This window comes from Listeria monocytogenes, assembly GCF_041765605.1.
Classification (GTDB): Bacteria; Bacillota; Bacilli; order Lactobacillales; family Listeriaceae; genus Listeria; species Listeria monocytogenes_D.
Genome location: NZ_CP168900.1, coordinates 1452360 through 1464495, shown reverse-complemented (window position 1 = coordinate 1464495; position 12136 = coordinate 1452360). Strand labels below are relative to the sequence as shown.

Below are 12136 nucleotides of genomic sequence, written 5' to 3'. Positions count from 1 at the left end.
GAAAGTCCTTATTTTCGAATGTTATTCTAGAGGTAGCCTTTGAAAAGGAGGACACCAGGATGAAAAGATACTTTATAATTCTTATATTACCAATCCTTTCTATATTTGCTGCAGTGACGATGTATTTTTCCTGGTTCCAGGGATGGCTTTATTTTTATTTAAAGCACGTAATGGCCACAGTTAGTCATATGGGCTACATTACGGTTGGCATCACGGCGATTTTACTCTATTTTGTCACAGTACAATTAGTAAACTGGAAAATAAATAAAGCATTGCTCGTTTTTTGCTACATTATTTATTTCAGTATTCTTCTCTGTTTATTATTCGGAAAAGCTTCCGACACGCAAGGATTTTCAAGTGACACTTTTGGTTTTGTTGATACATTTTTATCAGGCAATTTACGTGTCATTATCGTAGGAAATGTATTAGCCTTTGTACCAATCGGCTTTTTGCTCAAGAAATTAGGATTTTTCACCGCGTTACTATCAGCTGGAATGTTGATATTCGCAGTAGAAGGGGCGCAGTACTTGCTACATGTAGGATTCTTTGACACTGGAGATGTATTCCTGAATGTTTGTGGCATCATGATTGGCTACATTGTGATTCGTTTTTTATCCCCAAGAAAATATAAAGAGCTCAAAGTAAAACCGACTAGCTGATTTAGCCTAGTCGGTTTTTTGGATTATTTTTTAATATATTGTCGTTTGTGATCTTGAATTCCAGTTAATACAATAGCTGCTGGGTCACTAGCAGGATCGACTTCAAACGTCGAACCATCTTTAGGTAATTGTTGTTTGAATTTCGTTTCATAATCCGAAATAGTGAGTTTCGTACGGTTTGCTAATAATTCAGCGTGTTCGTCTTTACGGATATATTTTTTATAGTCAGGTTGCAGTATACCGTGGAAAAACTCACCAACAGCCCCAGAACCATAACTAAAGAAGCCAATTTTATCCTCTGCTTGTAAATCTGCTTGATTGTCTAAAAGAGAAATAAAGCTTAAATAAAGGGAACCCGTGTAAATATTACCGACATTACGGCTATAAAGAGTACTTAGACGATAATTTTCCAACAATCTTTCTTGAACTTCACTCGGAGCAGTTTCAATAATGGTATCTAACGCTTTTTTACCCATTTTTGTATATGGTAAATGGAAACAAATAGCTGCGAAATCTTCTAAATTCTTGCCAAATTTTGCTGAATACTTTTCCCAAATAGTTTGGAAGAAGTGGATGTATTGTTCCGTCGAATATTTACCTTCTACACAAGCGTATTCGGAGTAAACCGGGCGCCAAAAATCCATGATATCTTCTGTATAGAACACATTGTCGTCCTCGAGCGTAATACAGCGCGGATTAGCTGCAATAACCATTGCCACAGCTCCTGCGCCTTGCGTTGCTTCACCGCCAGTTGCAAGGCCGTAACGAGCAATATCCGATCCGATGACAAGCACCTTGCTATCAGGATGTTTTGCGACATAATCTTTCGCTAAATTAATTCCAGCAGTAGCTCCGTAGCAAGCTTCTTTTATTTCGATAGCACGGGAGAAGGGTTGAATACCTAATAAACGGTGAATATAAACCGCACCAGCTTTTGATTCGTCAATTCCTGATTCTGTTGCTAAAATAACTAAATCAATTTTTTTCAAATCTTCTTCATCTAAAATTTGTAAAGCTGCGTTTGCACCCATGGTTACTGAATCTTGCGTAATTGGTGCAAAAGCCATTTTATCTTGGCCAATTCCAATAGTAAATTTGTTAGGATCAATATTTCTAGCTTCAGCAAGTTCTGTCATATCAACATAAAATGCAGGAGTATAAAAACCTATTTTATCAATTCCAATTTTCATATGTACATTCAAGTCCTTTATATTTTATTTGTAAGTACCTTAATTTTAGTAGAAAAATGCATAAAATACAATACATTGGGCTTAATCTAGTGAGTTTTTAGCTAGTTTCATGATATAATACGGATAGATTACATTTAAAGGAGATTGCTATGAACGAAGTAGTTATAATAGATGCAGTTAGAACACCAATTGGAAAATTCGGTGGCAGTTTGAAAGACATCAGTGCAGTAGAACTTGGCGCTACCGCTCTAAAAGGCGTATTAGAAAGAGCCAACATTGCTCCAGACCGCGTAGATCAAGTTATTTTTGGTAACGTTTTACAAGCAGGTCTCGGTCAAAACGTAGCTAGACAAGTCGCTATTAAAGCAGGAATTCCTTATAAAGTACCTGGAGTCACAATCAATGAAGTTTGTGGATCTGGTTTAAAATCGATTATGCTTGGAAGACAAGCGATCCAATTAGGCGAGGCCGACATTGTAGCAGTGGGAGGGACCGAAAACATGTCTCAAGCACCACTATTACTTAATCCGGAACTAGCCGGCGAAGAAATTGATCCCAAAAACTTAAGAAATAGCATGTTAATTGATGGTTTAACGGATGTGTACGGCGATTATCATATGGGAATTACAGCCGAAAATGTGGCAGAAAAATTCTCTGTAACCCGAGAAGAGCAAGATAAATTTGCACATAACTCCCAAATGAAAGCAGCAAGTGCACAAGAAAAAAACCTTTTTGAAGAAGAAATTATTCCAGTGAAACTTGCAGATGGTTCGTTTTTCGAAGCCGATGAAACGATTCGTGCGAATTCCACTTTAGAAAAACTAGCTACATTAAAAAGCGTATTTAAAGAAGATGGAACAGTCACAGCTGGTAATGCTTCCGGGATCAATGACGGAGCTTCTGCGCTTATTTTAATGTCGAAGGAAAAGGCCATTGCCGAAAATATTCCTTTTATCGCGACAATCAAAGTAACTTCAGAAGTTGGTGTTGATCCAGCATATATGGGTTACGCGCCTTACTATGCAGTAAATGAAGCATTAACTAAAGGCGGATATTCTATCGATGACATTGATCTATTTCATTTAAATGAAGCTTTTGCATCACAGTCGGTTGCCGTAGCTCGTGATTTGAAAATTCCAGAAGATAAACTGAATATTTACGGCGGAGCAATTGCGTTAGGTCATCCAATCGGAGCATCCGGAGCACGCATTATTGCCTCCTTATTAAATGAGTTAAAACACGAAAATAAACATCTTGGCGTGGCTTCCTTATGTATCGGCGGCGGTATTGGAATTGCAATTATTGTCGAAAGAGCTTGATAACAGTACATTTTCATAGAACTAAAAAGCTAAAATCAGCTACTAGTGATTTTAGCTTTTTATGATTTTTTATTTGTCATTTTTGTGAACAAAGCAAAAATAACTTTTGCGAAACTTTTTACAAATAGAATAAAAAACAGTTTTTTGGTGCTAAGATATAGTTATTCCAGCTAGAAGGAGGAAGCTATGAAGCACAAGAAAAAAACTTTATTTATTTTTATTTTATTTATGACCATTTTGAGTCTCACTTTTCAACCTTTTTCAGCAAAAGCAGAGCCCTTAATGTTAATTTTACCTGCACCTCAAGTAGATCCACTTTATATTGGTGATGACTACATTACAGGGAAGTTGCAGCAAGAAGTACCTATGGATTATCCTGGAGATGCAGCTTATGTCCTTTTTAACAATAAACAATATAATATCACCGATTATACGGTTGAAAACAATGTGAATTTCCGTCTAAAATTACCCAAAACACTGGAAGCTGGAGATACACTAAACTATTTTACTATCTCGGGTAGAGTTATTGATCCGGTTGCTTATCCTGGACAAGAATCATACACACTAGCCGGTCCTTTCACACCAATCGAAAAGGCCAAGTTACAAGTTAATTATTTAGATGAAGCTAATCAAACTTTAGCAACATCTGAAACAATGTCTGGAAAACTAGGAGAAAGTTATGTAACAACGCCAAAAACAATTGATGGCTATCAAGTAAAAGAAACACCAACAAATGCAACAGGTACTTACACAACGAACACAGAAACAATACAAGTTAATTATATCTATGAAAAAACAGTGGCGGAAGGAGCTAACGTCTCAGTAGAATATATAGATGAAGCAACTAATGAAATAATCGCTCCAACAGAAATGCTCTCTGGGAAAATCGGTGAACCATACCAAGCAGAACCCAAAGAAATCGTTGGCTATGAATTAAGCCAAATGCCATCCAATCAACAAGGAGCTTACACAGATCAATCACAATCCGTTATTTTCAAATATAAAAAAATAGATCCTCCTGTGAAAGTTGCCAAAGATGTAACCGTAACGTATAAAGATACTGATGGTAAGCAACTTGCTGATCCAGTTATTTTAAAAGGCGATATCGGAACAACTTTTGAAACAGAAGCAAAGACTTTTAAAGGATATAAATTAACTAAAACACCAAGTAACCAATCCGGCTTATTTACAAGTGATAGCCAGGAAGTGGAGTATGTCTATAGTAAAGATAGCGCGATTATTACACCCGTAACTCCAGTTAATCCGGACAATCCAATAATTAACCCAGTAAAACCAGTTAATCCTGCCACACCAACTGTACCAAGCAAAAATAGTTCGAAAAAGACAACCACCAAAACTGTTAATCAAACAGGAGAAACAACTGCCACTACAGCGTTGCCCAAAACAGGTGACAGCGACAATAATTTACTATTAATTATCGGTGTTAGTTTGTTAATCGGTGGAGTTTATATGTTTACCACAAGAAGAAAAAGAGTGAAATAAGTTTTGTTTAGCCTTAATCATAATAGTGATTAAGGCTATTATTTTCGAATAGAAGAAACAACCTAATAAAAGTAGACGTATTTTATATGTTCTTGCTATAATTAGCATGTGTTATTGTTACGGTTTTCACATATTATTAGAAACGGAAATACTACTAAAGCCAATACATAAAGGACTGATATTTAGTGAGCCGAATTGACATCGGAGAAATACAAACCTTTTGGAGTGAAAAAGACTTTGATGAAGGAATGAATTAAATGATTAATAGTAGGTTTTATGAAGGTTTTGAAGGAGAAGCAGAGATTTCCTTCGTTGCTGGTGATAATAAACTTGTAATTTGGAACGGTTATTTTGAGACTATTTTAGATAACTTATTAGATTGTAGTGTAGAAAGAGAGGGAGTTCTGAAAGAATTCTTTAATCATGAGGGATGGTATGATGATTCACCGTGGATGATTGAAGATAACTCTCTTACCATTACTCAATTAAAATGTTTTGATATTAGCAAAATCGATCAGACTTCAATGAAAGATGATTTAGAGGAATTAGTTAAAACAATTATTTCATTTTTTGAAAATAATCGTTTTAGTAAAATTTATATTGAATACGAATAATGATAAAAGGCACACCACCAGATTTATTTATAAGAAAACGCTTATTACATATGAATTGTTATTATACATATGTAATAAGCAGTTCATACATGTAGTAGATGTATAAAACAAGAGAGGGTAACATTTCCCTCATAATTTATGCATCAATTTTCTAGTTTACATAATATATATTATAGGAAGTAATACATATTATCGCAAACAACCAATAAACACTTATCCCAAGCATTCATTGGCTATTTATCAGCAATAACGCTTCAATTTCTTATAACTATCAATTACAAACAGCTCTTTATCATACACATTATCCAATAATTTTTTCGTTTGTTTTCCAGAACGCTTATTATACTTTAAAGCATACAGTAAAAATGATAAATTTAATTTTTCGTCACAGCCTTCAGTTACATCTGGTCGCGCATTCGTCATGTATTTAAATCTTCTTTTAACTATATTTGCTACACACAGAAATAATGGAATTTTTATCCAAATAACTAAATCTGCATGTTCGAGTCTTTTCTCCAAATTAAAGAAATAATCACCATCTATAATATACTTTTTTTCAGAACGCAGAATTCCGTTCACTTTATCCTCGAAATCCGCTTTTTCAACTGCATTCCAATTCTCCAGCCAAAAAAGCTTATCTAAATGACAGACTTCAAAATCATAACATTTTCCAAGTTTTGCAGCAAAAGTTGACTTACCAGCGCCGTTAGGACCAATTATTAATACTTTTTTCTTGTTAGATAATACAGATTGCAATTCATTTTGTTTATTCATTTACGCGCTCCTTATCTAAGTATGGCTAATCTAACGCATTTAAAGTTCGGTTTCAAGAGAATCATCCGCTACATACTCCAAAATATCACCTGGTTGGCAGTTTAAGACTCTACATATTTCATTTAGAGTAGAAAATCGAATGGCGCTTACTTTACCAGTTTTTATTTTGGATAAGTTTACATTTGCTACACCAACTTCTTGGGACAGCTGGTTTAACGATATTTTACGGTCGGCCATTATTCGATCCAGCCTCAATACAATTGCCATTGTTTTTTTCTCCAATCATAAAGTTTCGTCGGATTCTTTTTGCAAAGATGCGCCATAACGAAATATTTCTGTTAAACAATAAAAAATAAGTGCAAAGAAAAATGACATATTTAGCCCAAAATTAATGCTATAACCAGGTATAAGTACGGTATGTAAAATAGAATAAACAATTTGCGGTACTAGTGCGTAAATAAGCATTAAGACAGCAATTCTACGTAATCTACTAACAGTACTATCACTAAAAGGCGTAAAATTAGCAGCTAAATCTTTAAAAATCATACTTGCAGTCCATAATAAATAGGCAAGTATCATACTAGAAAAAACGGCAACACCAACTAAAACCCATTCCTCTGTCTCAACATATGGCAGATTATTCTCACCAACAAAAAGTTCCGTTTGAAAATAAAATATAGTATCAGATTCTAGTTTATTTATCATAACATTTTTGCTACTAAAAAGCTTCATTAAAACGGCAATTATAGCCATTATGACAGAACTAATTGATAAAATTTTAAGTGCAATATGTAGAAAATAACTCATTTTTTGCAAACGTTTTAACTTCATATACAATCTCTCCCTTTTTTCTAAATTATAACGAGTAGAAAGTACAAAAGTCAATGCTTTTTTAACGATAAACATTAAATAATTAATTTTTAACATAAAAAAAGACTGAGCATATTTTAACTCAGTCCTTTAATTTTATTCACTTTTTAGCGAAGTAGATTGTTGTAAAGCGAAATGTGCTGGTTTTAGTTTAATAAATAGTAATCCCATACCAGCCAAACAAATGACGCTTGCAACGATAAACGGCATTTTCATACCAAACGCTTCGCTGAGTAACCCAGAACAAAGTGGCGCAAACGCAGCGCCTAACCAACGCACAAAATTATATGCTCCACTAGTCACACTTCTTGCATACGGTGAATGTTCCATAACAGTGGTTGTAAATAGTGCGTTATTGATTCCTAAAATCAAGCCAGAAATAACAATCAAACCTATATCTACAGCTGTATTATCAATAAATCCAAGTAAAGCTAAGATGACAGCACATGCTAGTAAAGAACCTTTTAAGATTTGTTTGCTATTAAAACGGATTTCTAAAGCATGTGAAACTTTTGCTGAACCAAGCGCTAGGCATAACCCCCAAGCAAAAAATACAAAACCAATTTGAATTGCTGATAATCCAAGAATAAGTGGCGAATAAGCTAAGATTGTAAAGAAACAATAATAATAAAACATTCCACTAAAAGCGATTTGTAAAAATGGTCGATATTTGAATAAATGGAGCATTTGCTTGATAGCAACCTCATTTTTCTCTGTAGGTGCTGGTGCGACTTTCTTCGGTTCTTTCACTTTAAATAAAATAAGTAAAAATGCAATAAAAATTAGACAAGCTGTCGCGAAAAACGGATAGCGCCAAGAAATATTACCTAGTATGCCTCCGAGTAACGGTCCAAATGCCATCCCTAGACCCATAGAAGCTTCGTAAATCCCAATTGCATGTCCTGGTGTCTCTGATAAAGCAATAAGCATTGTCATCGCTGTAGCCATAAACATTGAATTACCAAAGCCCCAGCCAGCTCGAAAAATGGATAAAGCTCCAATTGTATCTGATAAACCACATAATAATGCAAAAATAGTAACAATAAATAGTCCGATAACGATTAACTTTTTATCTCCAAGCTTTCCTGCAACGATACCAATCGGAATCATCATAATCGCCATAGTAAAAATATAAGCGGTGAATAACATTTCTACTTGCGAGTGAGATGCCCCAATACTTTCTGCAATAGAAGGTAAAAGTGGATCCACAACCCCTATTCCCATAAACGCAAGCAAACTAGCTGCTGCTGTTATCCATTTCCCCGTATTCATTTCCTTGTCTGTCATCATAATACAACTACACTTCCCTTTCCAAATAAAACTCAATTATTATATTACGCTTGATAAATACTAATGTCAATATTTACATATATAATTTATTACATATGTAACCATTTTACTTATTAGTGTTTATCGCTTACAATAAAGTTAAATAGAAATTTAGAGGTGCTATTGTATGATACCAAATGTCTTAGAATATACGTTATTACAAATGATTGCTCGTGAAGCATCTAGTGGTTATGAACTCGCAAACAGGCTTCGAATAATGCAAAATACACATCATAGCCAAATTTATCCTTCTTTATCTAAGTTAGAAAAAGCAGGTTTTTTAGTTGTCCATAAGCATTCTCAAGATAAAAAGCCTGATAAAAAAGTCTACACTATCACACAAACTGGTTTAGACTCCCTGCTTGAATGGTCTGAAACACCACTTAAAATCCCTGTCACACGAGATGAATTTACAACAAAAGTACAGCTCGACTGGCTAAACAATGCCAGAACCAAAGGGCTTATTCAAGAAAGAGAAAGCTATTTAAAAGAACAATTAGGTTTAATTGAAGAAACACTGGATCATTTCGCTAAATTATTTGACCTAAAAACCAAACAAGACAAGCTAAAAAACATGTCTTATCAAGTCTATGCAAGACGATTAGATTTGATTCATACCGAATTAAAATGGTGTGAGGAAATGTATAAAATACTATAAAAAAACCGGCGAATACTAAGTTCGCCGGTTTTTACTATTTATAACTACTAGTTTCTAAGATTTTATTGGCAAGTGCTACCACTTCTTCTTCTGGCGCCTCGATTCCTTCTAACGGATAACGAATGCCCATTTCTTTCCACTTATAAACGCCCATTGTATGGTATGGAAGTACATCCACTTGTTTTACATTTGGAAGAGTTTGAATGAATTCGTGGAGCTTTGTTAAATCTTCTGGATCATCTGTCTTGGTTGGAATTAGCACGTGTCTAATCCAAATCGGTTGCTCTTTATCACGTAAATAATGAGCAAAATCGATTATTGGTGCATTGGATTTCGTTGTTAGTTTTAAATGCTTTTCTGGGTTGATTTGTTTAATATCCAGTAAAATTAAATCTGTTACTTCCATCAAACGATCCAATTTCTCGATAAATTCAGGATCACGTGTGAAACAACCACCACAAGAGTCAATAGTTGTGTGCACTCCTGCTGCTTTACATAACGTGAAAAACTCGATTAGGAAATCTACTTGAAGTAATGGTTCACCGCCACTAACTGTCACGCCGCCACCAGATGCATCCCAAAACTCTTTATACTTAATCGCTTCGTTGAATACATCTTGAGCAGAACGTTCTGTGCCTGTACCAATTTTCCAAGTATCGGGATTATGACAAAATTGGCAACGAAGTAAACACCCCTGCATAAAAACAATAAAGCGGATACCTGGACCGTCTACTGTTCCCATTGTTTCTACTGAATGAACTCTTCCTAAAACCTCTGTCATAATTCTCCTCTTCCTTTCCTAAATAACAAGGATTGCTACGGTGAGCAATCCTTGCCAAAGCGTTCTCGCCTAATTATTACATGGATTCGTGCATTGTACGGTGAATAACATCTAATTGTTGTTCACGAGTTAATTTGATGAAGTTAACTGCATATCCGGATACACGGATTGTTAATTGTGGATACTCTTCTGGGTGATCCATCGCATCAAGTAATGTATCACGATTGAATACGTTGATGTTTAAGTGATGTCCCATTTTTGTAGAATAACCATCTAGCATTGCAACTAGGTTGTTGATTTGAGATTCGTCTTCGCGACCTAAAGCTTTTGGTACGATAGAGAATGTGTTAGAAATACCATCTTGACCATATTCGTAAGGAAGTTTAGCAACAGAAGATAGAGAAGCTAAAGCACCTTTTGTATCACGACCATGCATTGGGTTCGCACCTGGTGCAAATGGTTCTCCTGCACGACGTCCGTCTGGAGTGTTACCAGTTTTCTTACCATAAACCACGTTAGAAGTGATTGTAAGAACAGAAGTTGTGTGAACTGCATCACGGTAAGTTTTATGTTTTCTAACTTTAGTCATGAATGTTTTTAGAAGTTCAACTGCGATTTCATCTACACGGTCATCATTGTTTCCGTATTTAGGATAGTCGCCTTCGATTTCATAATCAACCACGATGCCATCTTCGTCACGAATTGGACGAACAGTAGCATATTTAATAGCAGATAAGGAGTCAGCTGCAACAGAAAGTCCAGCGATACCAGTTGCCATAGTACGTAATACTTCTGTATCATGTAAAGCCATTTCGATGCGTTCGTAAGCGTATTTATCATGCATATAGTGGATAACATTTAATGTATTAAGGTAAAGTTCTGCAATCCATTCCATCATTGCATCATATTTTTCCATTACTTCTTTGTAGTCTAATACGTCTCCTTCAACTGGACGATAAGCAGGTCCAACTTGTGCTTTGGATTTTTCATCGACACCACCATTGATTGCGTAAAGAAGTGTTTTAGCAAGGTTGGCACGAGCACCAAAGAATTGCATTTGTTTACCAACGCGCATTGCAGATACACAACATGCGATTGCATAGTCATCTCCCCATTTAGGGCGCATAACATCGTCATTTTCGTATTGAATAGCAGATGTTTTGATAGACATTTTAGCACAGAATTTCTTGAATCCTGATGGTAAATGAGTGGACCAAAGTACTGTTAAGTTTGGTTCTGGAGCAGGTCCTAAATTATCTAAAGTGTGTAAGAAACGGAATGAGTTTTTCGTTACAAGTGGAACGCCTTCTTCCGTAATACCACCGATGGATTCAGTAACCCAAGTTGGATCTCCAGAGAATAATTCATTGTAATCTGGTGTACGAGCAAATTTTACAAGACGCAATTTCATGATGAAGTGGTCAACAATTTCTTGTGCTTCTTCTTCAGTAATTAGGCCATTGCGTAGGTCACGTTCTACATAAATATCAAGGAATGTAGATGTACGTCCTAAACTCATTGCAGCACCATTTTGTTCTTTAATAGCAGCTAGGTAACCAAGGTATAACCATTGGAAAGCTTCTTGAGCAGTTTTAGCTGGGCGACCAAGATCGAAACCATGTTTTTCGCCTAGTACTTTTAATTCGCCAAGAGCACGAATTTGTTCGTTAAGTTCTTCACGTTGACGGATAACGTCATCGCTCATTGTACGTAAACCTGTATTGTTTAAATCTTGTTTCTTTTGTTTGATTAAGAAGTCTACTCCGTAAAGTGCTACACGACGGTAGTCACCGATAATACGGCCACGGCCATAAGCATCTGGAAGACCAGTAATTACGCCTGATTTACGAGCTGCGCGCATTTCAGCAGTATAAGCATCAAATACACCTTGGTTATGTGTTTTACGGTATTCAGAAAAAATATGGCTAATTTCTTCGTCTACTTTAAAACCATAAGATTCAGCTGCAACTTCTGCCATACGGATTCCGCCGAATGGTTGTAAAGCGCGTTTGAAAGGTACGTCAGTTTGAACACCGACAACTTTTTCTAAATCTTTATTTAAGTAACCTGGGTCATGTGAAGTGATGGTTGAAACGATTTTGGTATCCATATCCAGTACGCCACCGTTTTCACGTTCTTTTTTAGTTAAGTCCATTACTTGATCCCAAAGTTTTGTAGTTGCTTCGGTTGGGCCAACTAAGAAAGTGTCGTCACCGTCATATAAGCGATAGTTTTTTAAGATAAAGTCACGTACATCTACTTCTTGTTGCCAGTTACCACCTGCGAATTCATACCATTGTTCAGTCATCATATAACCTCCATTTATTGTTCATTCTCGAGCGTGCTTTTTTGAGCAAACTAATTTATAAATAATCTACACTGTTATCATAACATATTCTAAAAAAAATGCTACAGTTTTGTGCAATATTTTTCAAACTT

The 12136-nt window shown here is 35.6% G+C and carries 12 protein-coding genes; 5 read left to right on the top strand and 7 right to left on the bottom strand.

Annotated elements, in window-relative coordinates; all coding sequences use genetic code 11:
• Positions 1 to 59: 59 nt before the first annotated feature.
• Positions 60 to 659: a VanZ family protein gene (locus AB2Q86_RS07550; protein WP_012581331.1), complete on the top strand. Its 600-nt coding sequence runs from the start codon at positions 60 to 62 to the stop codon at positions 657 to 659.
• Between the two features lie 23 nt (positions 660 to 682).
• Here AB2Q86_RS07550 and AB2Q86_RS07545 read toward each other — a convergent pair whose 3' ends face one another.
• Entirely contained in the window at positions 683 to 1849 is a 1167-nt protein-coding gene (locus AB2Q86_RS07545; RefSeq protein ID WP_012581332.1) for a hydroxymethylglutaryl-CoA synthase, read from the bottom strand.
• A 149-nt stretch (positions 1850 to 1998) separates the two neighbouring features.
• On the opposite strand from AB2Q86_RS07545, the gene AB2Q86_RS07540 reads away from it, so the two are divergent.
• The 3 genes from AB2Q86_RS07540 (at position 1999) to AB2Q86_RS07530 (ending at position 5285) form a co-directional block, all read left to right on the top strand.
• The gene (locus tag AB2Q86_RS07540; RefSeq protein WP_012581333.1) at positions 1999 to 3168 is read left to right on the top strand and encodes a thiolase family protein; all 1170 of its coding nucleotides are present in this window, start codon (positions 1999 to 2001) and stop codon (positions 3166 to 3168) included.
• Positions 3169 to 3354: 186 nt separating this feature from the next.
• Complete coding sequence (locus AB2Q86_RS07535; protein ID WP_012581334.1) at positions 3355 to 4671, top strand: MucBP domain-containing protein; 1317 nt, start codon at positions 3355 to 3357, stop codon at positions 4669 to 4671.
• Positions 4672 to 4928: 257 nt separating this feature from the next.
• Positions 4929 to 5285, top strand: a complete 357-nt coding sequence (locus AB2Q86_RS07530; protein ID WP_012581335.1) for a hypothetical protein — start codon at positions 4929 to 4931, stop codon at positions 5283 to 5285.
• A gap of 240 nt (positions 5286 to 5525) precedes the next feature.
• Here the strand turns inward: AB2Q86_RS07530 and AB2Q86_RS07525 are convergent, their stop codons facing one another.
• From AB2Q86_RS07525 to mdrL, 4 genes are all read right to left on the bottom strand, one after another.
• A complete protein-coding gene (locus tag AB2Q86_RS07525; protein WP_012581336.1) occupies positions 5526 to 6059 on the bottom strand; it encodes an ATPase AAA in 534 nt (177 codons plus the stop codon).
• 39 nt (positions 6060 to 6098) lie between these two features.
• Complete coding sequence (locus AB2Q86_RS07520; protein ID WP_003730332.1) at positions 6099 to 6326, bottom strand: helix-turn-helix transcriptional regulator; 228 nt, start codon at positions 6324 to 6326, stop codon at positions 6099 to 6101.
• A gap of 15 nt (positions 6327 to 6341) precedes the next feature.
• Positions 6342 to 6890: a DUF2975 domain-containing protein gene (locus AB2Q86_RS07515; protein ID WP_012581337.1), complete on the bottom strand. Its 549-nt coding sequence runs from the start codon at positions 6888 to 6890 to the stop codon at positions 6342 to 6344.
• A gap of 135 nt (positions 6891 to 7025) precedes the next feature.
• Positions 7026 to 8219, bottom strand: a complete 1194-nt coding sequence (mdrL, locus tag AB2Q86_RS07510; protein WP_012581338.1) for a multidrug efflux MFS transporter MdrL — start codon at positions 8217 to 8219, stop codon at positions 7026 to 7028.
• A 166-nt stretch (positions 8220 to 8385) separates the two neighbouring features.
• Between mdrL and AB2Q86_RS07505 the strand changes: the two genes are divergently transcribed.
• Positions 8386 to 8916, top strand: a complete 531-nt coding sequence (locus tag AB2Q86_RS07505; RefSeq protein WP_003734579.1) for a PadR family transcriptional regulator — start codon at positions 8386 to 8388, stop codon at positions 8914 to 8916.
• A gap of 34 nt (positions 8917 to 8950) precedes the next feature.
• Here the strand turns inward: AB2Q86_RS07505 and pflA are convergent, their stop codons facing one another.
• A complete protein-coding gene (gene pflA, locus AB2Q86_RS07500; protein ID WP_003730627.1) occupies positions 8951 to 9697 on the bottom strand; it encodes a pyruvate formate-lyase-activating protein in 747 nt (248 codons plus the stop codon).
• Between the two features lie 76 nt (positions 9698 to 9773).
• On the bottom strand, positions 9774 to 12005 hold the full coding sequence (pflB, locus tag AB2Q86_RS07495; RefSeq protein ID WP_003727454.1) for a formate C-acetyltransferase: 2232 nt from the start codon (positions 12003 to 12005) through the stop codon (positions 9774 to 9776).
• Positions 12006 to 12136 lie beyond the last annotated feature (131 nt).